The 23,627-nt window shown below is 66.8% G+C and carries 23 protein-coding genes; 12 read left to right on the top strand and 11 right to left on the bottom strand.

Going from position 1 to position 23,627, the window contains the following annotated elements:
• Positions 1 to 22: 22 nt before the first annotated feature.
• Together AB2U09_RS17100 and dpsA are read left to right on the top strand one after the other, a co-directional pair.
• Positions 23 to 409, top strand: a complete 387-nt coding sequence (locus AB2U09_RS17100; protein ID WP_459193941.1) for a DUF8048 family protein — start codon at positions 23 to 25, stop codon at positions 407 to 409.
• A gap of 158 nt (positions 410 to 567) precedes the next feature.
• Positions 568 to 1,116: a DNA starvation/stationary phase protection protein DpsA gene (gene dpsA, locus AB2U09_RS17105; protein WP_459193942.1), complete on the top strand. Its 549-nt coding sequence runs from the start codon at positions 568 to 570 to the stop codon at positions 1,114 to 1,116.
• A gap of 12 nt (positions 1,117 to 1,128) precedes the next feature.
• Here dpsA and AB2U09_RS17110 read toward each other — a convergent pair whose 3' ends face one another.
• Positions 1,129 to 1,305: a DUF7331 family protein gene (locus tag AB2U09_RS17110; protein WP_459193943.1), complete on the bottom strand. Its 177-nt coding sequence runs from the start codon at positions 1,303 to 1,305 to the stop codon at positions 1,129 to 1,131.
• A gap of 152 nt (positions 1,306 to 1,457) precedes the next feature.
• Here AB2U09_RS17110 and AB2U09_RS17115 point away from each other — a divergent pair, with 152 nt between their 5' ends.
• The 3 genes from AB2U09_RS17115 (at position 1,458) to AB2U09_RS17125 (ending at position 4,123) form a co-directional block, all read left to right on the top strand.
• Entirely contained in the window at positions 1,458 to 2,555 is a 1,098-nt protein-coding gene (locus AB2U09_RS17115) for a Gfo/Idh/MocA family protein (protein ID WP_459193944.1), read from the top strand.
• A gap of 72 nt (positions 2,556 to 2,627) precedes the next feature.
• The gene (locus AB2U09_RS17120) at positions 2,628 to 3,497 is read left to right on the top strand and encodes a DUF7547 family protein (protein WP_459193945.1); all 870 of its coding nucleotides are present in this window, start codon (positions 2,628 to 2,630) and stop codon (positions 3,495 to 3,497) included.
• 137 nt (positions 3,498 to 3,634) lie between these two features.
• Complete coding sequence (locus AB2U09_RS17125; protein ID WP_459193946.1) at positions 3,635 to 4,123, top strand: HTH domain-containing protein; 489 nt, start codon at positions 3,635 to 3,637, stop codon at positions 4,121 to 4,123.
• Positions 4,124 to 4,290: 167 nt separating this feature from the next.
• On the opposite strand, the gene AB2U09_RS17130 is transcribed toward AB2U09_RS17125, so the two are convergent.
• From AB2U09_RS17130 to AB2U09_RS17150, 5 genes are all read right to left on the bottom strand, one after another.
• Positions 4,291 to 4,668: a Zn-ribbon domain-containing OB-fold protein gene (locus tag AB2U09_RS17130; protein WP_459193947.1), complete on the bottom strand. Its 378-nt coding sequence runs from the start codon at positions 4,666 to 4,668 to the stop codon at positions 4,291 to 4,293.
• Positions 4,665 to 5,816, bottom strand: coding sequence for a thiolase family protein (locus tag AB2U09_RS17135; protein WP_459193948.1), 1,152 nt, complete (start codon positions 5,814 to 5,816; stop codon positions 4,665 to 4,667). Before AB2U09_RS17135 ends, AB2U09_RS17130 begins: the two co-directional genes overlap by 4 nt.
• Positions 5,817 to 5,879: 63 nt before the next feature.
• On the bottom strand, positions 5,880 to 6,218 hold the full coding sequence (locus tag AB2U09_RS17140) for a DUF8022 family protein (protein WP_459193949.1): 339 nt from the start codon (positions 6,216 to 6,218) through the stop codon (positions 5,880 to 5,882).
• Positions 6,218 to 7,858, bottom strand: coding sequence for an acyl-CoA carboxylase subunit beta (locus AB2U09_RS17145; RefSeq protein WP_459193950.1), 1,641 nt, complete (start codon positions 7,856 to 7,858; stop codon positions 6,218 to 6,220). The genes AB2U09_RS17140 and AB2U09_RS17145 overlap by 1 nt, the downstream gene beginning before the upstream one ends.
• Position 7,859: 1 nt before the next feature.
• Positions 7,860 to 8,603, bottom strand: coding sequence for a beta-ketoacyl-ACP reductase (locus tag AB2U09_RS17150; RefSeq protein WP_459193951.1), 744 nt, complete (start codon positions 8,601 to 8,603; stop codon positions 7,860 to 7,862).
• A gap of 302 nt (positions 8,604 to 8,905) precedes the next feature.
• Here AB2U09_RS17150 and AB2U09_RS17155 point away from each other — a divergent pair, with 302 nt between their 5' ends.
• The 5 genes from AB2U09_RS17155 (at position 8,906) to AB2U09_RS17175 (ending at position 15,151) form a co-directional block, all read left to right on the top strand.
• On the top strand, positions 8,906 to 10,066 hold the full coding sequence (locus AB2U09_RS17155) for an alpha-1 4-glucan-protein synthase (RefSeq protein WP_459193952.1): 1,161 nt from the start codon (positions 8,906 to 8,908) through the stop codon (positions 10,064 to 10,066).
• Between the two features lie 52 nt (positions 10,067 to 10,118).
• Positions 10,119 to 11,321, top strand: a complete 1,203-nt coding sequence (locus AB2U09_RS17160; protein ID WP_459193953.1) for an extracellular solute-binding protein — start codon at positions 10,119 to 10,121, stop codon at positions 11,319 to 11,321.
• Positions 11,318 to 12,928 carry an ABC transporter permease gene (locus AB2U09_RS17165; RefSeq protein WP_459193954.1) on the top strand — a complete coding sequence of 537 codons (1,611 nt, stop codon included), beginning with the start codon at positions 11,318 to 11,320 and terminating at the stop codon, positions 12,926 to 12,928. The genes AB2U09_RS17160 and AB2U09_RS17165 overlap by 4 nt, the downstream gene beginning before the upstream one ends.
• A gap of 20 nt (positions 12,929 to 12,948) precedes the next feature.
• Entirely contained in the window at positions 12,949 to 14,103 is a 1,155-nt protein-coding gene (locus AB2U09_RS17170; protein WP_459193955.1) for an ABC transporter ATP-binding protein, read from the top strand.
• Positions 14,104 to 14,296: 193 nt separating this feature from the next.
• Complete coding sequence (locus AB2U09_RS17175) at positions 14,297 to 15,151, top strand: hypothetical protein (protein ID WP_459193956.1); 855 nt, start codon at positions 14,297 to 14,299, stop codon at positions 15,149 to 15,151.
• A 46-nt stretch (positions 15,152 to 15,197) separates the two neighbouring features.
• Here AB2U09_RS17175 and AB2U09_RS17180 read toward each other — a convergent pair whose 3' ends face one another.
• The gene (locus AB2U09_RS17180; protein WP_459193957.1) at positions 15,198 to 15,989 is read right to left on the bottom strand and encodes a hypothetical protein; all 792 of its coding nucleotides are present in this window, start codon (positions 15,987 to 15,989) and stop codon (positions 15,198 to 15,200) included.
• A gap of 428 nt (positions 15,990 to 16,417) precedes the next feature.
• Between AB2U09_RS17180 and AB2U09_RS17185 the strand changes: the two genes are divergently transcribed.
• Complete coding sequence (locus tag AB2U09_RS17185; protein WP_459193958.1) at positions 16,418 to 18,430, top strand: ArnT family glycosyltransferase; 2,013 nt, start codon at positions 16,418 to 16,420, stop codon at positions 18,428 to 18,430.
• Positions 18,427 to 19,089: a gluconate 2-dehydrogenase subunit 3 family protein gene (locus AB2U09_RS17190; protein WP_459193959.1), complete on the top strand. Its 663-nt coding sequence runs from the start codon at positions 18,427 to 18,429 to the stop codon at positions 19,087 to 19,089. The genes AB2U09_RS17185 and AB2U09_RS17190 overlap by 4 nt, the downstream gene beginning before the upstream one ends.
• Positions 19,090 to 19,097: 8 nt before the next feature.
• On the opposite strand, the gene AB2U09_RS17195 is transcribed toward AB2U09_RS17190, so the two are convergent.
• The 4 genes from AB2U09_RS17195 to AB2U09_RS17210 form a co-directional block, all read right to left on the bottom strand.
• On the bottom strand, positions 19,098 to 19,937 hold the full coding sequence (locus AB2U09_RS17195) for a dolichyl-phosphate hexose transferase (protein WP_510172082.1): 840 nt from the start codon (positions 19,935 to 19,937) through the stop codon (positions 19,098 to 19,100).
• 86 nt (positions 19,938 to 20,023) lie between these two features.
• Entirely contained in the window at positions 20,024 to 20,806 is a 783-nt protein-coding gene (locus AB2U09_RS17200) for a helix-turn-helix transcriptional regulator (RefSeq protein ID WP_459193960.1), read from the bottom strand.
• A gap of 350 nt (positions 20,807 to 21,156) precedes the next feature.
• The gene (gene trmB / locus AB2U09_RS17205) at positions 21,157 to 22,215 is read right to left on the bottom strand and encodes an HTH-type sugar sensing transcriptional regulator TrmB (protein ID WP_459193961.1); all 1,059 of its coding nucleotides are present in this window, start codon (positions 22,213 to 22,215) and stop codon (positions 21,157 to 21,159) included.
• Positions 22,216 to 22,370: 155 nt separating this feature from the next.
• Entirely contained in the window at positions 22,371 to 23,468 is a 1,098-nt protein-coding gene (locus AB2U09_RS17210; RefSeq protein WP_459193962.1) for a glucose 1-dehydrogenase, read from the bottom strand.
• Positions 23,469 to 23,627: the final 159 nt, after the last annotated feature.

Below are 23,627 nucleotides of genomic sequence, written 5' to 3' on the forward strand. Positions count from 1 at the left end.
GTCCGCCCGTCCGTTCGCTCGAATGACGAGGGACGAACTCGCAGCGTTCGACGACGACGTCATCGGCGCCGCCGCCGACGCCCACGACGTCACGGCCGAGCGGCTCGCGGAACTCGTCCGGACCCACCAGTCGAACGTGCGCGAGCTCCCCGGCGTGGAGGACATCGTCTACGAGTGGCGCAACTACTTCCATCAGGACCCGTTGGTCGGTCGAACCCAGGACGCCTACTACCTCGCATTGCCCGACCACGTCTGGGAGGAGTTCATCGCTGACATGGATATCGAAGACCCCGAACGCGCGGCGCTTCTGGCGGCCCACGACCGGCAGGCCCGCGCCGCTCCGTCCGAAGCGGGCGTCGATACCGCGCGGCTCGACGCGGACGAGGCCCTCGTTCTGACCCGCCCGTGACGCCGCGTCAAGCTCGCGCTCGTCCGCCCTCAGTAGCGGACACTACCCACATTCCACACAATTAGGTTGTCCTAAAACTAAATCTGTTTTTGGCTATACGAAAATATTCTTCTAGAGTGGCAACCTTTAAGTGACAAGCGGACGAAGTACGGAATGCAATGAGCACCCAGAAGCACGTCCTGCAGGAGGCCGGAACGGTCGATGAGAACGCGCTGCGTCTCGACAAGGGCAAGTCGGAACAGATCATCGACGCGCTGAACACCGAGCTGGCGGCGACGTACATGCTCTACCACCAGCTGAAAAAGCACCACTGGAACGTCGAGGGGTCGGAGTTCCGCGACCTGCACCTGTTCCTCGACGAGGCCGCCGAGCACGCCGAGGAGGCCGCCGACATCCTCGCCGAGCGCCTGCAGGCGCTCGGTGGGACGCCGGTGTCGAACCCCGTGAACATCGCCGAGACCTCGCCCGTCGACTTCGAGGGCGACGACGTCTACGACATCCGCACGTCGCTGGCGAACGACCTGGAGATGTACGGCGACATCATCGAGACCCAGCGCGAACACGTCGAACTGGCGACCGACCTCGGGGACCACGCCACGGCCGAGATCGTCCGCGAGATCCTCGTCCAGACCGAAGAAGACGCTCACCACATCGAGCACTACCTCGAAGAGGACTCGCTGGTCACCGAAGCCGCGCTCGAGAAGTAACGAATCCGCGGGCTACTGCCGGACGTCGACGGTGAGATCGGTCGCGATCCACCCATCGCCGTTGTCCGATTCTGTGAAGACGGTTTTCGTCTCGGTGGTCGAGTACGCGGAGATGTCGGGACACTCCGCAGTGGTTCGTTCCGACGATTCCGACGGCCGGGCGTCCGCCGACTCGTCCGTTGCTTCCATGTTCGGGTTTAGGCAAGCCTAAAGGAATAAGGGTTGCGGTCGGTCCCGTTATTTGGGAGGATTCCTCGACGAGTACCGACGGTCGACGAGCGGTCGCGGAAGTTCGGACCGGAGTCGGGGGGATTGAGTAGGCTGGTCACGAATGGCGCAGCATGGATCCCCTCTCGGTCGGCCTCGTCGGTTGCGGGAACATCAGCGCGCAGTACCTCGCGGCAGACGACGTCTTCGACGCGTTCGAACTGGTCGCCTGCGCGGACCTCGACGAAGACCTCGCCGCGGAGACCGCCAACGAACACGGCATCGAAGCGATGCCCACCGACGACCTGCTCGCCGACGAGTCGATCGAGGCGGTCGTCAACCTGACGCCGCCGCACGTCCACGCGCAGGTCATCACCGACGCGCTCGAAGCGGGCAACCACGTCTACACCGAGAAGCCCTTCGCGACCACGGTCGACGACGCGAGAGAGATCGTGGCGACCGCGACCGAGCAGGACCTCCTCGTGGGCTCCGCGCCCGACACGTTCCTCGGCGCGGGCCTCCAGACCGCCCGGGAGGTCATCGACGAGGGGCGGATCGGCGACCCCGTCGGCGCGACCGCACACTGGACATCCCCCGGCCACGAGCGCTGGCACCCGAATCCCGACCTCTACTACAAGGAAGGCGGCGGCCCGCTGTTCGACATGGGCCCGTACTACGTGACCGCGCTCGTCTTCCTGCTCGGGAGCGCGACCCGCGTCGCCGGGTCGGTCTCGCGCCCGCACGAGACGCGGACCATCGGGAGCGAGCCCCGGCGGGGCGAGGAGATCGACGTCGAGGTGCCGACCCACGAGGCCGGCATCGTGGACTTCGCGAACGGCGCGACGGCGAACCTGCTGATGAGCTTCGACGTTGAGGCGTCGACGCTCCCCGCACCGGCGTTCGAGATCTACGGTACAGAGGCGACGCTGGCGCTCCCCGACCCCAACCACTTCGAGGGGCCGGTCAGGATCCGCAGCGACGGCGACGACGAGTGGGAGACCGTCCCGCTGACTCACGAGTACACCGCGGGCCGCGGCGCCGGCCTCGCCGACCTGGCCTTCGCGGCCCGGAGCGACTGGGAGCAGCGGACCAGCGGTGAACTCGCCTCGCACGTCCTCGAAATCATGGCGTCGGTCCGGTCCTCGTCGGAGGAGTGCGCGTTCGCGACCGTCGACTCCGATCCCGGCCGGCCCGCGCCGCTCCCGCCGTCGTTCCCGGACGTCGACCTCTAGGCTCGGTCTGCCGACCGCCGGTCCCTCGTTAGAGTAGTGACGTTTTTTCCGTCGGCACGCGAAGGACGGGACATGGCCGACGACGACTCCGGCGAGGACCTCTCGCGACTGGTGGCCGACCTCGTTCGGACACTCCGCGAACTCGAAGCGGAACTAGAGCCGCCCAGCCCCGGGGACGGTCCGCGCCTCCCGACCCCGCGGGACCTGCGCCGGTTGACCAGCGAGGTGGCGATCCCGAGCCTGATCCTCGTGCTCGAATCGAACATCCGCGCGCTCCGCCTCCTCCAGCGCGCGCTCCGACTCGCAGAGGGCGCCGACCAGGCCCAGGAGAGCACCGAACGGGTCCGCGAGCGGGCGAAGACGGCCAGCGAGACGACGCTCTCCCGGCTGGACGACGCGCTCGTGGAGTTACAGGACGCCGTCGAAGGGCGACCGACCAACGACGAGGCCGCGGACCTGCTCGACGACGCGCGCGAGCTGCGGGCGGAGATCCAGCAGCGCATCCGCGAGAGCACCCGGTCGGCAGGGGAACGCAGCGAAGATACTTCGGGAGCGGACCGCGGGACGGAGAGTCCGGACGGAACCAGCGAAGGCGACGAAGCGAACGGACGCGACGATGCGGGCGACGGCGACGGGGGTGACGACACCGACAGCGAACCCGCGGCGAGCGTCGACGTCGACGCCGAACTCGAATCGATCAAGCAGGAACTCGACGACCTGCCGGGAACGGGCGACGGTGCCGTCACGTCCGCTGGCTCGGCGGCCCCCTCGGACGACGGCGACGGTTCCGACGACACCGATTCGAACACTGACGACGGATCGGCGACTGACAGCGACGGTGGCGCTGACGGGGACGAATCAGGCGGCGTCTCCGAAGACGGCGATCAGGGGGACACCGACTCGGACGGAAGCGGTCCGAAAGCCGACGGCGACGGATCGTAACGGCCCGAGTGCCATCTCGGCGGAGGATCTGGACTCTTTCTTCGCCCCTCGTCGACGAGCGGCGTCGATTGGTCGCCCAAAGATACTGCGATAAACATAATGGTTTATTATGCACCACGACGTGCATTCGGATACCCATGACGCCGACCGAGCGGACAGGGAACCGGCGCGCCGAACTGTACGTCCGGGAGACGCTCCCGGCGCCCGCGGCGCGCCAGCGAGCGCGACTCCGTGAGCGGCTCACCACCCTCGAAACGGAGGGCCACGTCGACGACTTCGACGTGTACAGTTGCCCCAAGCGTATTCGCTGCGAGAACCCGTCCGCGGTAGCGGCTCGCGATCGCTATCTCGCGTTCGCGGCGTGGGCGCGCGAGCGAGGACTGTCCCTCGCGCCGTCGTTCCAGACGCGCGAGTGCTACGCGATGGACACCGGCGAGAAGGGCGAGTGGCTGGTGTTCCCCGCGATCGCGCTGGCCGTCTACGACGACGGTGACCTCGCCGCCGTCTACCCGCACGCGGACGGTGACGACTACCGCTCGGTGGCGGATGGGTTGACCGCGCTCGCCGAGGCCGACGGCGACGAACCGGTCGCCGACCCGACCGCTCCACCCACCACCGCCGACTGACGCCCGATCTGTCACTCCCCCCAGACCCACCCCACTCGACACATCCCACCGGACACCCACCGCTGGTCGGGGCCTCGGCGAGTGGCCGGCCACTGGCCGGTCGCCACGCGGTCTCTCACCGGACGAAAAACACCGACTCCGAGAAGCAAAAGCGCGCTACTGCGAGTCTACACCGGCTCGAACCGGTACCCGTCCCAGTCCTGACTCTCGGGGACCTTGATGCCGGTTTCGGGGTCCCGCAACTCCTCCGCGTAGACGGGCTCGACCGCGTCGCCCGTCTCGACCGCTTCGGCCGCGACCTGTCCGATAGCGCGGACGTACTCGTCGGTCACGTCCTCGCCGGAGAGGTCGAACTCGACGATCGCGAGCGTGTTCGGCTCGCGGACGCCCGGCGGCGTCGCCGTGCTCTTGGTCCACGTCACGACCTCGCCGGTGCGATCGGCCAGATCGAGCGTCTCGGTCTGTTTCGCGCCACAGTCCGGACAGAGGGTGTGTCCGGGGTACGTGACGTGACCGTTCTCGCAGACGTACGCGTCGAAGCTCATTGTCCAGCCTCCATGATGGTGGTGATGACGCAGTTGCCGAACCCGCCGACGTTGCAGGCGAGGCCGGTGTCGGCCTCGACCTGCCGCGGTCCCGCCTCGCCGACGAGCTGCTTGTATATCTCGTAGCCCTGTGCGACCCCGCTCGCGCCGAGCGGGTGGCCCTTCGACTTGAGTCCGCCCGAGGTGTTGATCGGCAGTTCGCCGTCCTTCTCGGTGCGGCCCTCGTCCATCTGCTTCCACGCCTCGCCTTGCTCGGCGAAGCCACAGCCCTCCATCTGGAGGAACTCGAGGATGGTGAACATGTCGTGCAGTTCCGCCACATCGATATCGTCGGGGCCGAGACCGGCCATCTCGTAGGCCTGGTCGCTGGAGTCGACGACGCCGCCCATGACGGTCGGGTCGTCGCGCTCGTGGACGACGTGCGTGTCCGTCGCCCCGGAGATACCCGAGATCACGGCGTAGTCGTCGGTGATCTCCTGTGCTCGCTCCTCGGTCGTGAACACCATCCCCGCGCTCCCGTCGGTGATCGGACAGAAGTCGTACAGTCGGAGCGGATCGGCGACGATCGGGCTCTCAAGCGCCGTCTCGACGTCTATCTCCTTCCGGAACTGCGCGTGCGGGTTGTCGACGCCGTTCTTGTGGTTCTTGACGGCGACCTTCGCTAGCGACTCGCGGGGGGCGTCGAACCGTTCGAGGTAGTGCCGGGCCGTCATCCCCGCGAACGAGGGGAGCGTGAGGCCGTGTTTGTACTCGGCGGGGTGGGTGATCGAGGCGATGATGTCCGTCGCCTCGGCCGTCGAACGGTGGGTCATCTTTTCCCCGCCGACGAGCAGCGTCATGTCGCTGGCGCCGGAGGCGACCGACTGCCACGCCTCGTAGATGCCCGCGCCACCGGACGAGGAGGTCTGGTCGACCCGCTCGCTGTAGGCGGGCATGACGCCCAGGTCGTGAGCGAGGGCGTTCATGATCCCGCCCTGTCCCTCGAACTCCCCGCTCGCCATGTTCGAGACGTACAGGTGCTCGACGTCGTCGGGGGTGATCCCGGCGTCCTCGAGCGCGGCCTCGCCCGCCTGGGCGATCAGCTCGCGTATCCAGGCGTCGCGCTGGCCGAACTTCGTCATCGACGCGCCGATCACTGCGACTGTCATGTTCGAGTCCTCGAAGGGGTGGAATGTGGGTGTTACGGTGACTGCACCCGACGGGACGGCGACTCAGTAGAACGACCGCGCGGCGGCCTTCCACTCCTCGCCGCGGCGCACGTCTTTCGGCCAGCGGCTCCGCCCGCGCGCTTTCATCCGGCTCGCTAGCTTCCACGCGTCGACCGTGTCGGACTCCTCGTCCTCGGCGGCCGCGGCGGCCGCAGCCACCTGCCGGTCGTGGAGGTGCGCGCCGACGGCCGTCGCGATGGCCGCCGCCTCCTCCTCGTCGGCGTCGGCCGGGATGGACACCGCCACCTCCGCGCCGTCGAGGGTGACCGTCACCGTCGCGTCGTCCTCCGCCGGTCGGCCCGACGCCGGGTCCCCGCCGTCTGAGAGTTCTGCTTCGGCCATTACAGTGGGATGTTGCCGTGGTCTTTCGGCGGGCTGTCCTCGCGCTTGCGCTCCAGCATCTCCAGATCGCGGATGAGGCGCTTGCGCGTGTCCTTCGGTTCGATCACGTCGTCGAGGTAGCCGCGCTTGGCGGGGCCGTAGGGGTGGGCGAACTCCTCGCGGAACTCGTCCATCAGCTCCTGGCGGCGCGCGTCGGTGTCCTCGGCCTGCTGGAGCTCCTTCCGGTACAGGATGTTGACCGCGCCGCGCGGGCCGAGCACCGCCATCTCCGAGGCAGGCCACGCGTAGTTGACGTCCGACCCGAGGTACTTCGAGGACATGACGATGTAGGCACCGCCGTAGGCCTTCCGGACGACCACCGACAGCAGCGGGACCGTCGCCTCGGCGTAGGCGTAGATGAGTTTCGCGCCCCGGCGGATGATGCCGTTGTGCTCCTGATCGGTCCCCGGCATGAACCCGGGGACGTCGACCAGCGTCACGATGGGCACGTTGAACGAGTCGCAGGTGCGGACGAACCGCGCGGCCTTCTCCGAGGCGTCGATGTCGAGCGTCCCCGCGCTGACGCGGGGCTGGTTGGCGACGACGCCGACGACGCGACCGTCCATCCGGGCGAAGCCGACGACGACGTTGCGCGCCCAGTTCTCGTGGACCTCGAAAAAGGAATCCTCGTCGACCACGCGGTCGATCACCTTCGTCATGTCGTAGGGCTTGCGCGGCGCCTCCGGGACGATATCGGTGATCCCGTCGAGTTCCCGCTCGGGGTCGTCCCACGAGGCCACCCGCGGCGGATCCTCCATGTTGTTCTGCGGCAGGTACGAGAGCAGTCGCCGGATGTTGTCCAGCGCCGCCTCCTCGTCCTGACAGGCGAAGTGCGCGACGCCGGACTTCGTGGAGTGGCTGCCCGCGCCGCCGAGTTCCTCCTTCGAGACCTGCTCGCCGGTGACCGTCTCGATGACGTCCGGCCCGGTGATGAACATGTGGCTGGTGTCCTGCACCATGAACGTGAAGTCAGTCAGGGCGGGCGAATACGTCGCGCCGCCGGCACAGGGTCCCATGATCGCCGAGATCTGGGGGATCATCCCCGAGGCCTTCGTGTTGCGCTCGAAGATCTTGGCGAAGCCCACCAGCGAGTCGACGCCCTCCTGGATGCGTGCACCGCCGGAGTCGTTGAGGCCGACGACGGGCACGCCGGCGTCGGTCGCCCGGTCCATCACCTTGCAGATCTTCTCGGCGACCACTTCACCCACGGACCCGCCGAGGACCGTGAAGTCGTGGGCGAAGACGAACACCTTGCGGCCGTTGACGTCGCCGTAGCCGGTGACGACCGCGTCGCCGGGGAACTCCTTCTCGTCCATCCCGAAGGACGTTGCCCGGTGCTCGACGAAGGCGTCGATCTCGGTGAACGTGCCGTCGTCGAGCAGGTACTCGACGCGCTCGTGGGCGGTCATCTTCCCCCGGGCGTGCTGGCGCTCGATGCGCTCCTCGCCGCCGCCCTTGCGGGACTGCTCGCGACGCCGCCGCAGCTCGTCGAGGGCCGATTCTTCTTCGTCTGTGTCCACGGAGCCCGCGTCGGCCGCCGCTTCGTCTGCTGTCCCGCCGTCGGTTCGTGGGGTCTCGTCGTCTGGGTCGTTCCGACTCATCTCACCACTCCATGCCGCCGTTGACGCCGATGACCTGTCCTGTCATGTAGCTCGACTCCTCGCTGGCGACGAACGAGACGATCCCGGCGACGTCCTCCACCGTCGCGAAGCGGTTGAGCGGAATGTCCCGCAGGATCTTCTCCTGGACGCGTTCGGGGACCTCGTTGAGCATGTCGGTCTCGACGAACCCCGGCGCGATGCAGTTGGCCGTCGACCCGGAGGAGGCCATCTCCAGCGCGAGCGTCCGCGTGAATCCGAACAGACCCGACTTCGTCGTGGCGTAGTTGGCCTGTCCGTAGTTGCCCTGCTGGCCGACGACCGAAGAGATGTTGATGAGTCGGCCGTGCTGGGACTCCCTGACGTCGTCGAAGAAGACCTTCGTACAGTTGTAGACGCCGCCGAGATTGACGTCGATCACCGTCTGCCAGTCGTCGCGGTTCATGTTCTCGAACTTCTTGTCGACGGTGACCCCGGCGTTGTTGATGAGTACGTCGATCGGCCCGAGCGCGTCGCGCACCTCCTCGGCCATCGCTTGCACCTGATCGAAGTCGGACACGTCCGCCTGCGCGGCGATGGCGGTCCCACCGCTGTCTTCGATAGACTCAACGACGGCCTCCGCCTCGGCCGCCGACGAGCGGTAGTTGACGACCACGTCCGCCCCGCGGTCGGCGAGGTCCACCGCGATTCCCTTCCCGATGCCCCGGGAACTCCCCGTCACGAGACACGTCTGGCCCTCCAGGTTCACGGGGAACACCCCCCGTCGCGTCGGTGCGCTCTCATATGCTACAGTGGCCCCCGGAAACGGGTTAATAGTTCTCCTTGATTGATTTTCATAATGTCCGTGTCATCTCTCTCCCCCGAGACGACAGCCCCTCCGAATATGTTCCCTGCAAACCGTAAGGCGCTGTATCGCGCATATCAAGTCAGCCCGCGAACAGCATATCGTACCCTCGTGGGAAACAATATAGTTCGACGGGGAATCCGGCCGCCGGGACGGACAACGACAGACTCTTTAGGTATACCTAAACACGTACTGGTACGAGACCGATGACCGGGGACATCTGCGTCGTCGTACCGACGATACGAGAGTACGAGTGCGTCAGGGCCTACGCCGACAACGCCCGCGAGCACGGCTTCGACCTCGACCGCCTGCACGTCGTGCTGGTCACCGAGGACTTCTGTGAGACCGAGGCGATGCGCGAGATGCTCGACGAGGAGGGGCTGTCGGGGGAGGTCTTCGACGGGACGCGGCGCGAGCAGTGGTACCGCGAGCACGGCGTTGCAGAGTACGAACACGTCGTCCCGGCGGCGAGCCACGCCGAGACGAGTTTCGGCCTGCTGTACATGTGGGCCGCCGACTTCGAGTACGGCTTCTTCATCGACGACGACACGCTGCCCCACGATGACGACGACTTCTTCGGACGCCACATGGCGAATCTCGCGTTCGAAGGTGAGATCACGGAAGTCTCCTCCGACGAGCGCTGGGTGAACGTCCTCTACCAGAACGTCGGTGACCACGGCCTCTACCCGCGCGGGTACCCCTACAGCGCGATGGACGAGACCGTCGAGACGGGTACCGCCGAGGTTGACGACGTAGTCGCCTCGCAGGGCCTGTGGACGAACGTCCCAGACCTCGATGCCGTCCGTATCCTCATGGACGGTGACCTGCAGGGACAGGCCCAGACCCGCCTGACCGCCGACGACTACGGCGAGGACTTCGTCGCCGCTTCGGGCGAGTACCTCACCGTGTGCTCGATGAATCTCGCCTTCCGCCGGGAGGTGATCCCCGCCTTCTACCAGTTGCCGATGGACGACAACCCGTGGGACGTCGGCCGCTTCGACGACATTTGGAGCGGCGTCTTCCTCAAGCGCGCCTGCGACGTCCTCGGCAAGCAGATCTACAACGGTGGGCCGCTGTGCGAGCACAACAAGGCGCCGCGCTCGACGTTCGGCGACCTGAACAACGAGGTGCCCGGGCTGGAACTCAACGAGCACGTCTGGGAGATCGCCGACGGCGTCGGCGGCGACGCCGACAGCTTCGCGGGCGTCTTCGATGCCATCGCGACCGCGCTCGCAGACGGCGAGTTCGACTACGAGAACGGCGAGTTCCTCAACTACGTCGGCGAACACATGCGCGACTGGCTCGCCTGTCTCGACGCGCTCGACGCCGCACAGGCCGAGCGGGGCGTGGCGGCGTCCGACGACTGATCGCGGGACGATACCGGGAGGTTTTTGTTTATTTAGGCAAGCCTAAATAAGTATGAGAGAGCACGCGCGGTACGGGCGACGACGCATGCTGAAGGCTCTGGCCGCCGGGACGGCCGTCGGCGTCGCGGGGTGTCAGGGTGCACCGGGTTCGGCGACGGACACCGACGGAGGCGACACGAACGGGGGAGACGGTGGCGCGAACCAGTCCGGAAGCGCCGATATCCCCTCGCTCACGGAGTTCCGCGGGTCGGGGACGCTCGCCTCCGGGCGACCCGCGCCCGAGGGAACGTCTATCCAGGACCTGCCCGACCTCTCGGGGGACCTGAATCTCTACATCGGCGGCGGGGAGGGCGGCATCTACTACCAGTTCGTCGAGATGCTCCAGGAGATCTACCCGGATTTCAGCGTCTTCTCCTCGGACGCGGGGTCGTCGTCGCTGGCCTCTCGAATCGTCGACGAGGTGGACGCCGGGTCGCCCAACGCGGACGTGTTCTGGTCCATCGACGCCAGTTCTCTCGGCTACGTCGCTAACAACGATGCGTACGACCCCCTCCCGGAAGAGGCGGTCGACCCCGTCCCGTCGGGCTTCCGCGGGTCGGACAACGCGTGGGTCGGCGTCGCGGGTCGGGCCCGTGCAGTCCCGTACAACACCGACGAACTGAGCGCCAGCGACGTCCCGTCGGCGGTTACCGAGTTCCCGAGCGCGGACGCTCTCCAGAACTCGATGGGATGGGCGCCGACCTACGGCGCGTTCAAGTCGTTCGTCACCGCGATGCGGCTCATCGAGGGGAAAGACGCCACCAAGCAGTGGCTCACCGACATGCAGGACGCCGGGATCGAGCGCTTCGGGAACGAGTACGTGGTCTCCCAGCAGGTCGCTGACGGCGCGATCTCGGCCGGGTTCGCGAACCACTACTACGCGATGCGCGTCAAGAACCAGCGGCCGGACGCGCCTATCGACCTTGCGTTCACGGAGGGCGACGCCGGCGCGCTGGTCAACGTCGCCGGCGCGCTCGCCATCAAGGGCACCGAGAAACAGGACCTCGTCTCCAACTTCATCCGACACCTGCTCTCGGCGGAGGCCCAGGAGTTCTTCGCGACGGTGAGTTTCGCCTATCCGATGATTCCCGGCGTCCAGCCGGTCGGCGGCCTGCCGACGGTCGACGAGCTCAGTCCGCCGGACATCGACCTGGCGGAACTGGCGAACATCGAACCGACGCTGGAACTCATGCGCGACGCCGGCGTTCTGGGATGAGCGTCCGCGAGCGGGTCGCACCGGCGGTCGACCGCGTCGCAGGTGACGCCGACCGCCTCGTCGGGGTCGCTGTCGGCGTTCTGGCGACGGTCATCGCCGTCGCCCTCGTCTTTCCACTCGGCTGGCTCGCCGTCGACGCCGCGACCCTCGGTCCGCGCGCGCTCGCGCTCGCTGTCGACTCACAGACGCTCGCCGTCCTCGCTCGCAGCGTCGCACTCGTCGCGGTCGTCACCGGCGCGGCCGCCCTGATCGGCGTCCCGCTGGCCGTGTTGACAGTGCAGGCGGCCATCCCGTTCCGGCGCTTCTGGACCGTGCTCGTCGCGCTCCCGCTGGCCGTGCCAAGTTACCTCGGCGCCTTCGCCGCGCTCTCGGCGTTCGGGCCCCGGGGAGCGCTCTCTGACGCGCTCGCGCCGCTCGGTATCGCTGTCCCGACCGTCGAGGGGTTCGCCGGCGCGGCGCTGATCCTGACGCTGTACACCTACCCCTACGTCTTCCTCACGACGCGCGCGTCGCTGCTCTCGCTCGACGCGTCGCTCGTCGAGGCGGCGCGGACGCTTAACTGCGGTCGCCTGGAGGCGTTCCGTCGGATCACGCTCCCGCAGATCCTCCCCGGGATCGCTGCGGGCGCGCTGCTGGTCGCGCTGTACACGCTCGCGGACTTCGGGACGCCGAACTTCATGAACGTCGACGTGTTCACCCAGTTCATCTTCAGCCGCCATCGGGGCGGCATGCACGGGTACGCGGCGCTGCTGTCGATCCAGCTGCTCGCGGTAACCGGCGTCGTTCTCGCCGCCGAGTCGCGGATCGGTGCCGACGACTCGGGCGCGTACGCGAGCCGCGGCAACCGTGGCGCCGCGGAACTCGACCTCGGCCTGTGGCGCTACCCCGCGCTGGTGCTCCCGGCGCTGGTGGCCCTCGTCGCGCTGGTACTCCCGATCGGCATCTTCGCGATGTGGCTGGTCCGCGGGGGCCCCGGCTACGAGTTCGCCCGCCTCTCGTTCTCGTGGTCGATCGGCTGGAACTCCGTCTACGTGTCGCTGCTCGCCGCGGGGGCCTCCGTCCTCGTCGCGCTCCCTGTCGCGCTCCGGTCTATCACCGGCGACTCCCGCCTCTCGTCGCTGACGGCCCGGATTCCCTACGTCGGGTACGCGACGCCAGGGGTCGTCATCGCTATCGTGCTCGTGCGGTTCAGCCTCGACGTGGCGCCGGCGCTCGACCGGACGATCCCGCTGCTCGTGTTCGCCTACGTCGTCCGGTTCATGCCCCAGGCCATCGGCTCGATCCGGACGTCGACGATGCAGGTCGACCAGCGGCTCGTCGAGGCCGCGCGGACGCTCGGCCGGTCGCGTGCCGGCGCGTTCCGGGCGGTGACGCTCCCGCTCATCGTCCCCGGCATCGTGACGGGTGCCGCGCTCGTCTTCCTCACGTCGATGAAGGAGTTGCCGGCGACGCTGCTGCTCCGGCCGCTCGGCTTCGACACGCTGGCGACGTTCATCTGGCGAGCCGAAGAGGTCGGCATGTACGGGCAGGCGGCGGTCCCGGCGTTCGTGCTCGTGGTCGTCTCCGGGCTCTCGATGGCTGTGCTTTTGGCGCAGGAGGACAACTGATACCCCAAGAACCCCCGACGATGATCGAACACACTGTCCAATCGGCGGCGAACGAACGCGTCGGTTCCGACCACGAGCGCGGCGAGTCCGTGCTCGAACTCGACGGCGTGACGCGCGCGTTCGGCGCCGAGCGGGCGGTCGACGACCTCTCGCTGACCGTCTACGAGGGCGAACTGTTGACCCTCCTCGGTCCGTCGGGCTGCGGGAAGACGACGACGCTGCGCCTGCTGGCCGGCCTCGACCGCCCCGACAGGGGGTCGATCCGCGTCGACGGCGAGACGGTCGCCAGCCCCGACACCTTCGTCCCGCCGGACGACCGCGACGTGGGACTGGTCTTCCAGTCGTTCGCCCTCTTCCCGCATCTCACCGTCGCGGAGAACGTCGCCTTCGGTATCGAGCACTGGCCGGCCGACGAGCGCGAGGAGCGGGTCGCCGAACTGCTCGACCTCGTGAGCCTCCGGGAGTACGGCGAGCACAGCCCCGACGACCTCTCCGGCGGCCAGCGCCAGCGGGTGGCGCTCGCACGCTCGCTGGCGCCCGAACCCGACGTGCTCCTGCTCGACGAACCGTTCTCGAACCTCGACGTGAGCCTCCGCGTCGAGATGCGCGAGGAGGTTCGCAGGATCATCAAGGAGACGGGCGTCACTGCCGTCTCGGTCACCCACGACCAGGAGGAGGCCCTCTCGATCAGCGACCGCGTCGCGGTCGTGAACGACGGCCGCGTCGAGCAGGTCGGGCGCCCGGAGGTCGTCTTCGAGCAGCCCGAGTCGCGGTTCGTCGCGGAGTTCCTCGGGCAGGCCGGCTTCGTCACGGGCGAGTTCGCTTCGGGCGCGGTCGAGACGGACCTCGGGACGCTCCCCGCCGACGTGATCGAGGGCCTCGATCCGGAGTACGACGGCGCGACCATCGACGTGATGGTTCGCCCGGACGACCTCGTGGCGACGCCGGCCGGGGAGGAGTCGTTCGAGGCCGACGCAGAATCCGACGCGGACTCGGGCAACGGCGAAGTCGTCCACCGGCAGTACACGGGACCGTCGTTCGTCTATCAGGTCGAACTTGACGGCGGAGACGTCGTCTACTGCGAGCACAACCACGCGGACGACCTCGCGCTCGACCAGCGCGTCAGAGTCGACCTCCGCGTCGACCACCCGCTGGCCTGGTTCCCCGCCGAATAGACCCTGAGCGAGCCCGTCAACACTGCTGAGACGCCGACTCGAGTTTTTTGGAAGGATAGAGGCTCGATACGGACGGTCCTACCCTCTGATGACGACTTTGACGAGGAGTGTTTAATTGACAATAAAATATATGGTATGTTAATGTATTCTAGACAATGTTTAAGTCGCAACCAATTGAGTGTAAGTTGTAGCAATGGTGAAAAGATATGATCGGCGAAAATTCACGAAAGGAGCGGTCGGGATCGGTGTGGCGTCGACCGGGATCCCGCAACTGCTCTCCGAATCAGCGGTTGCAGCGTCGGACAGCCCGTGGGGTCAAGAAGCCAACTGGGGCGAGAAGCATCCGACCCATCCGTACTACAGCCAATGGGGAGTCAACCTGAGTTCGGCCGTCGAACACGTCAGGGAAGATAGTGGGGACCATGATTTCAGGATCGCTGGGGAGTACACGGGCGCGGGCGTTTGGACGGGGGATGACGCCGACATTCCGGACCACTTCGAAACCGGGGACGGCGACAAAATCAGTGTCGCCTACGTTGACATCCCCATCGCATCACAACAGATCCGACTCGAAAACGAGAATCCGGACTCACTCTCGATATTCACGTCGAAAAACTCCGACGAGATCGCGATGAATCCGAAACCACGGGAGGGATGCGATTGCATCGACGCATTCAGCGTGGCGACCGGTGCGCTCGGTCTCGCCGCTTCCATCGCGGGTGCGAGCACTGCTGGAGTCGCGTTAGGCGCTACGTCGGTCGCTGCTGGGATGGTCGGTCTCGGTGACGACGGCAGTGCCGGACCCGACACCTACAAGTGGAATACGTCTCCGAAGTGGGGGGAAGACGGGATGGACATCGTCTCTGGCGGCCATCACTGCGACTTTGAGGTCGAGGAGAAAGGCGGCAAGGGTTCCATCAAGGTCCAGTCGAAGGTCAACATCCAGGGCGGCCCCAGCCGAGACAACGAGTGGCGCCTCAAGTTCGACGACGGACTGCAGGACGTCGTGGAGATTAACAGCGACAGCGGCGGAGGGGGGTGGGCCTAACTGCGTCCGCGGAAGGAAACTACTGAATTTCGGTTCCGGTTCTCGGTCAGGACTCACCGACTGTACTGGCGACCATTGCCTCCACGTCGGCGGCGACGAGCGGCAAGAGAAGTTCGTACCGGTCGTCTGGCAGCGTCCGAAGACCGTCTCGCAGCTCCCACTCGTAGTCCTTGATCAACGACAGTACGCGTTCCTCGTCCGTTAGCGTCCATGCGTTCCATACTTCCGAATCCGTCCGTTCGTATTGATGGAGATCCAGTAATAACTGCTCGTACCGATAGTACGTCCGCCCGAGGTCCTCGAACGCGCCCTTCCTGTCCGGCTCTCCCGCTACGATGGCTGAGAGGCCGGTCACGAGGCCATACAGACGCGCCTGTTTGTCGAGGATATCGAGGTATGGCTCGAACTCAGGATCGGCGAGCAGTTCGGTGAACGGTGCTTCGATCAACGTCTCGGCGTTACGCGACCAGTATTCCGCGGCTTGTTCCCCCAACGCGGATAGGCGCTCGATAAGCACTATCAGCAAGCATTCATTCGTGAGATACACCTCCGGTTCTCGCCGCCCCTCGACATCGCCGTCGAGCAGGTCGTCTGCGATATCGTAGTACTCCTGTTTGACGAGCGTGAACTTGTGAAGTCGATCGATCTCCTCCCGCGTCGCCCCGAGGGCAGACGCGAGCTGTTCCGTCACGAACTCGATTTTCACGGTGGGGCGCTGTTGACGTTTCGGGAGAGCGCTGCTGGTGTTGAACGCGACCGTCCTGATCTGCTCCCGAACCAGTTCGCTCTCGATACCCTCAAGGATTTCCCTTATCAGCTCCGACAACCGCTCCTCCATACTGTAGAGCCTCTCCCGCGTTTTCCGCTCTAATTCCGCATCGACTGTCGTGGGTCTCTCATACATCCTTCACTCGCCCCAGTCAGTTTACCCGTATCAGATAGACGAGTAATGCAGCCGCGATCAGGAACAGCATCATCCCTGTGACTACGAAGACTGTCTCGCCCGATGCCAAACCGTTCGCGGTGATGACCAGCCCTGATAGTGACGACAGTCCGAAACTGAGTGCCCGACGATTGTTATATCCCATTTATGTGTTTATAATACAGTATTACGGATAAATTTATCCGATCTTATTATATCTTTGTTCAGACACACGATGTGACGCGTCGCAGAGTGCCACGAGAGATCCGAGGTTGTCGTGGGGCCGTTCGTAAGAAACTTTGAGGCCCGAGGGCAAGCCGACGATGCCGTTTGAAGGCCTTGATATGGACCGCCACCTGAGGAACATTTCGATACTGGCGCTCGTGGGCGCCGTCGTCGTGTGGCTCGTCGCCACCCTCCTCTTCCCGTACCACTCGCTGAACCACGACGAGGGGGTCTACCTCCAGCAGGCCGCGATGTTGCTGGAGGGCCGACTCTACTTGCGCCCGCCCGTCGAGGGAGTGTTCCGCCCGTGGTTCTTCGTCGACAGCGAGGCCGGACTCTACCCCAAGTACGCGCCCGTCCCCGCCGCGATGTTCGCGCTCGGGAAGCTCGCGGGCGGGTTCCGGCTCTCCCTCGTCGCCATCACCGCTGGGAATCTCGCGCTCGTCGCCGGCGTCGTCCGCGAAGTCTTCGACCGGCGGACGGGCCTTGTCGCCGCCGCGTTCCTCCTCGCCTCGCCGCTGTTCGTCCTCAACTCGTCGGTGTTCCTGCCGTACGCGCCGACGACGCTGCTGAACCTCTGCTTCGCGTACTGCTACCTCCGCGCCGACCGTACCGGCGACCTCCGGTGGGCGGCCGGGGCGGGCGCGGCAGTGGGACTCGCCTTCTTCTCGCGGCCGTACACGGCCGTCCTGTTCGCGACGCCGTTCGTCGGCCACGCCCTCTGGACGCTCCGGCGGGACTTCGGAGCGAACCTGCCGCGGCAGGCGACCACGGCGGCGCTCGGCCTCGCGGGCGTCGCCGTCGCACTCGGGTACAACGCGGTTGTAACGGGGTCGCCGCTGGTGTTCCCCTACGAGGCGTTCGCCCCGCTCGACGGCCTCGGGTTCGGCGAGCGACGCATCCTCGATCACGGGATCGAGTACACGCCCGCACTCGCCCTCCAGGCGAACGGGCGGGTCCTCTGGCTGTTTTTCAGCAAGTGGGTTGCAGGGGGTCTCGTCGGTGCTGCCCTCGCCGCGGGCGGACTGGCGGTCGCGGTCCGTCGGGGACTCACCGCGAGACAGGCGACCGTCGCCGGCATCGGGCTCACGGTCCCCGCGGGGAACGTCTACTTCTGGGGGAACTACAACGTGCTCGGCGACCTCGACCGCGCCGGCGACGGCCTCGTCGCCGCCCTCGGCCCGTACTACCACTTCGACCTGCTCGTCCCGACCGCGACCTTCGCAGCGGTGGGCACCCTTGCGCTCGCCACGGTCGTCCGTGACGTACTCGCGGACAGAGCCGACTTCGACGCGCGGGCCGCTCGCGCCGGTTTCGCGGCCGTGTTGCTGGTCACTACGGCCGTCGTCGGCGCCGCTACCGTCGGCAACGCGAGTGGCACCGTCGAGCGCAACGAGGCGGTCACTGAGACCTACGAGACCGCCTACGAGCCCTTCGCGGACGGGCCGCCCGAGCACTCGCTGATCCTAGTGCCGGACCCCTACGGGAACTGGCTGAACCACCCGTTTCAGGCGCTTCGGAACGATCCCGGATACGACGGGCGCGCCGTCTACGCGCTCGACGACCGCCCGTTCGAGGCGGTCGACGCGTTCCCCAACCGGGCGCGCTACCGGTACGTGTATCAGGGGCCGTGGGCGCCGTTCGACGGGTCGCCGCGGGCCGCGCGGCTCCAGCGCGTGGAAGCCGTCTCCGGATCGGGGGTCGCGATGAACGCGACGGTCGGCGTCCCGTCGGGCGCCGACAGCGTCACGCTCAGGCTCGGGACCGACGACGGGAGCGTCTATCACGTCGTGCAACGGACGAGCGACACGGCGACGTTCGGCCTCCGACTGGCGGAGGGGAAGGCCCGGATCACCGGACCGGCCGGCGCGACGGACGAGACACTCGCCGTTTCGGGCCGCGAGACGGTCCAACTGAGCGCCTTCGTCGACTACGGGCCGGGCGGGAGCTTCACGTACCGCTTCGACGTGCCAGTCGACGCGTCGGACGGCGAGGTCCGCGCGTTGACGCCGCGGATCGAACTCTGCCGCGGCGCCCGCTCCTGCGGCGGCGAAGCGGCCTACATCCCGGAGACGGCGCCTGGTGGCGTCTCCGTCGAGACGAACCTGACCGCAACCGACCCAGACACATGACTCCAACTGACCGCAGAGAACTGACGCGCCGTGACGCGCTGGCCGCCCTCGCGGCCGCCGGAATCGCTGGCGGCGGCGCGCTCGCCCTGAATGCGGCACGAGACGAGGGCGACGCGGACGACCCTGGCACAGACGGCGACGGCGCTAGTACCGAAGCAACTGCCGACGTAAACGACGGCGACTCACCCCCTTACGGTCCTATCGAGGCGGACCATCTCGGCGTCCTCGCGGCGATCGCGGAGACGGTCTACCCGAGCGAGGTCGACGGGGTCGAACAGTTCGTCGCGACGTTCGTCCGCGGGAGAGCGAGCGCGCAACCGGATCACGCCGCGGGCGTCGCCGACGCCGTCGACTACCTGACCGAGTGGACCGACGCGTGGTACGAGACCGAGTTCGCCTCGCTCGATCCCGACGACCGCGAGGGGGCGCTCGACCGGATGGGCCTCCGCGAGGCCGACCCTGCCCCGGAGGGGACCGACCTCGAGCGCGTCCGCTACTACGTCGTCAACGAACTGCTGTTCGCGCTGTACTCGTCGCCGACCGGCGGCGAGCTGGTCGGCATCGAGAACCCGCAGGGTCACCCCGGCGGGACGGAGAGTTATCGGCGGGGACCGAAGGAGGGCGGTTCGAACGAGCGCGGTCAGAACGGCGGAGAATAGGAGTCGATCTACCGGCGGCGCTCTTCGAGACAGACCTTCACGATGGACTTCGCGATGGCGGCGCCGCCGGCGAAGGGGTCGAGTTTCGTCTCGCCCTTGCGCTCGTCGTAGTCGATCGGTCGTTCGCGCACGTCGTAGCCGCGCATGAGCGGCCGGATGAGCAGCTCCGCGGAGAGCCCGGTGTTCTCGGTCCACGCGATGTCCTGGACGACCTCGCGGCGGTAAGCGCGCATTCCAGTGGTCGTGTCGTGGACGCGCCGGCCCATCAGCGCGCTGGCGAGCAGGGCGAACGCGCGGTTGCCCTGTCGGTTGAGCGTCGGCATGGCGTCGGCGCCGGGAGTGATGCGGTCGCCGCTGACCACGTCGGCGCCGTCGTTGATCGCTTCGAGGAACTCGGGCAGCGCGTCCATCGGGTACGTGTCGTCGCAGTCGGTCGTGACGACGACCGGCCGGTCGGCGGCGAGAACGGCCTCGCGGACGGCGACGCCGTATCCCTGTGGCTCCTGTTCGATGACGCGAGCGCCGTGATCGCGGGCGATATCCGGCGTCCGGTCGTCCGAGCCGTCGACGCAGACGACGTTTGCCCGCCCGTCCGTCACGCGCTCGACGTCCTCCAGTACCGCCTCTATCGCTTCTTCCTCGTTGTACGTGCCCATCACCACGGTCAGGTCGTCGAACGTGTACGCCTCGTCGGGCCCGGCAGCTGCTGCCGATTCGGTCGTCGCCGCGGTCCGCTCGTTCGCCGCCTCCTCGCTCGACTCCGTCTCGCCGTTGTGTCCCTCGTCGCCGGTCGTGGCGTCCTCGTCCGCGCCCGACCGTTCCGACCCGTCTCGCCGTAGCTGGCTCATTACTCGCCTCTCTCTACTCGACTCCCTTGAGTTTTTAGGTTCGCCAAAATCCAGTCACTTCGTCCAGCGGTCGCGGCCTGCGCCGTTCAGGGAAGCTGCTCGGCGAGGAACTCCTCGTTGGGGACGGCGCGGTCCCAGTAGTACTCGAAGAGATCCCGCCCCCACTCGATGGCGCGCTCGCTCTCGGCTATCACTTCCGTCCGGGAGTCGTACTGGCCGTCGATGGTGGGCAGCGAGAGCATGGCTTCGTGGTCGGTGACGCCGACGCCGACGGGGACGTCGAGCACACGGACGGGGGTCTGCTTCCACTGCTCGGCCTCTTCGGGCGATTCGATCCGGTCGAGCGCCTCCATCGCGACGGTGGTGTCGACGAGCAGTCGCGCGTCCGGCGAGTCCGGCATCACGGCCTCGTATTCCGCCTGGTAGATCGGCGTGACGATGTGGACGTCCGTGCCGGCCCGCTCGACGCGCTCCCTGACCTCTCTGACGACCGCGTGGGGGTCGGTATCGGTGGCGCGGTACACCTCGGCGTCGGCGAGTTCGGTCAGTCGGAGCCTGAATCGGCGGGGCAGCGCGCCGATGTCGTGTCCGCGCCAGTAGTCGTCTTCGAGGAGCCGACAGAGGTTCTCCTGCTGTTCGAGGAGGTCAGCGACGAGCTTTCCGCTCCCCGTCGCCGCCCGCTCGCCGTCGACGGTCCGCACTAACCCCTTCCGTTCGAGTTCGCCGACCGCATTGTACACCGCCGACTCGCTGGCGTCGACGTCGTCGATCAGTGCCTCCATCGAACGGCGCTCGGCGACAACCGCCGAGAGCACGTCCGTTCGAACCGACGAGCTCAGCACGTACCCGACGATCTGGTCCGTTGTCACGGACTGATCCCCACCCTCGACAGCCGTGGTGCGCCGATTCGTTTCCTCATTATCGGATTCCATATGTGTTGGAGTCACTTTGCACTTCTGGAACGTTCTTTGCAGCGTGGAATTCTACCGGAGTGAAAAGTTCAAGGTTTATACCGTTGCGGGAACGAGGACAGGATGCGGTCCGATGGGGATGCAGGGTCCCTGCTGGCCTACTCGACCTTGAGGGGGGAGAGCGGCCCACCTGGCGATCACCCGTCACCGCCTTTCGATACGTCTTCTCGGGCTTCGTCCGTGAAAATTCCACCTCGGAGAAACAGCGTCGTCAGTCCGACGGTTCTGAATTCGTCCGCAAGTTCCCGTCAGTCCGCCGGTTCCGGCGGTGAGCCGCGGCCGATGCGGATCTCGAACGATTCGATGTCCTCGAAGGCGGCGACCTGCCCACCGACGTTGATGCGCCCCTCGTCGGTCTCGACGACCATCGACGCCTCTTCGAGGCTGGGCGTGAGATTCGCCTCCGTGACTTTCCCGGAGACGACGATCTCCTCGCCGGTGAGCACGTCTCGGCCCTCGATGGTCGCGTAGAAGTCGCCGTCGAGCGTCGCCACGTCGGCGATAGCCCTGCGGATGGTCCCGTAGCGGCGCGGGAACGACAGCTCCTCGCCGTTCTCGGTGACGAGGTCGGCCGTCGTCCACAGGACCGTGTTCATGAACATCGAGACGAGAAAGCCCAGCTCCGAGCGGTCGAAGATGACGCCGTAGCGGTCGGTATCGCCCTTGAGGCTCTCGCGGGTGGCGTAGATGGAGTAGCGACCGTCGGCGACGGCGACCACGGGCGTCGTGACGCCGCGGCGCTTCTTGACCGTGCTCGCGAGCGATTCGTAGTCGTACTCGTCGGTGGCCGGCACCTCCGCGGCCGGCGACAGCAGGATCTCGATGGCGACGCCCTCGTCGTACTGGCGGCGGAGCTGGCTCTCGAAGCGCTCCAGTAGCTCGGGCGTCAGCGACAGCGTCAGCTCGTAGCTCGCGGAGTCGATCACCTCGGAGAGATACCGGAGGATCGTCGGGCGGGACTTGACGAGCGACACCGCCTCGGTCCCGCGGGCCGGTTCCGTGTACTGCTGTTCGAGGTCGTCGACGAGCGTGTCCAGCGACTCCTGGAGGTCGTCGAACGCCTCCGCGGGGTCCAGCGCCAGTACCTTCATCGGACGGGACTCCTGGAGTTCGACGAGCCCGATGTCGCTGAGGCTCCGGACCGTGTCGTAGACGCGCGGCTGCGGGATGTCCGTGTAATTTGAGATCTCCGAGGCGGTCACCTGACCGTGTTCGAGGATCGTGAGGTACGCCTTCGCCTCGTACTCCCCGAAGTTGAACCGCTCCGAGACGGCTTCGAGGGAGGCGAGGAGGTCGTCACCTGCCATGTCGGTTGCACCTTCCGCGAGCCACTAAATCAGTCTGTCCCTTCGCACAGTCCTGCCCCCGGGACTCCCACCTCGCTCTCGATACCCAGTGACCGAATTCACAGTAAAGAGCGCATAATAGCGAGGTCACCGGGAAGACGCCGGCGCGATCCCGCTCACAGCGTGTCGAACTCGACGATGGCCTTGATCTGGTCGTGGCCGTACTCGAAGGCGGGCTCGACGTCGTCGGGCGTCGCGACGGTGGTCACCAGATCCTCGAGCAGCCACTCCGGGAGTTCCCGGAGCGTGTCGATCGCGCCCTCGAAGTGCTTGACGTGGGAGTTGACGGTCCCGACGAGCGCCTTGTTGTGCAGGACGAGTTCGTTGTGGATCCGGCCGCCGTCGACCTCGAACTCCCAGGAGTCGGGGATGCCGAGGAGCGCGCCAACGCCGTTGGGCGCGAGCGCCTCGACCGTCTCGAACGCGTGGGGAGCGTAGCCGGTCGCCTCGTAGACGAAGTCCATCGCCTCGTGCTCCTCCGGGACCGCCTCCAGCGGCGTCTCGTTCGAGTTGACGTACGTCGCCCCGATCTCTTCGATGATGTCGACCGTCGGGTCGGGCCGCTCGCGGCGGCCGAGACAGTAGGTCCGCTCGAAGTCCTGAGAGGCGAACGAGCGGTCGCTGTCGACGCCGAACTCCAGCATCGCGAGGGTGATCAGCCCGAGCGAGCGGTTGCCGAGCACGAGCGCAGACTCGGGCGACCACTCGAAGGCGGATCGGGAGGCGTAGGCGTGCTCGAAGGCCTTCTCGCTGATGCTGACCGGCTCGACGAAGAAGCCGTACTCCCACATGTCGGCGGGGAACGGGACGAGGTACTCGGGCGGGCTGGTGAAGAACTCGGCCATGTAGCCGTGGTCGCCGACGATGCCGCGCTCGACGTACTCGCCCTCGGGGGCCATGTCGGGCTCGCCGCGCTCGAAGTACTCGTTGGAGCCCTCGGCGGGCGGGCGCCTGACCGTCGGGACGACCACGTCGCCCTCGTCGAGGTCGGTGCCGTTGGCGTCCTCGACCACTGCCACGGCCTCGTGGCCGAGCACCATGTGATCCTCGTCCTCCGGGAACCCGCCGTGCGAGCCGCCGATGACCTCGTGGTCGGTCCCGTCGACGCCGACGCGCAGCGTCCGCAGCAGCGCCTCCCCATCGGCCGGTTCCGGTCTGGGCTTCTCGATGACCGCGGGACCCTTCGAGCCCCGCTCGACTGCGATTGCTTTCATCAGTTCTTGAAAAATGTACTCTGTTCCGAGTTAAGCCTTTCTTCGGCGGACAATTGCGCGGTCATTTCTATCTCGGGGACGAATGGCGGACAGCGGGACTGGAGACGATCGCAAACGGAGGCCGAACCGAGAGTCGCGAACGCGAAGTCAGCGAAACGC

This window comes from Halosimplex yunnanense, from assembly GCF_054504345.1.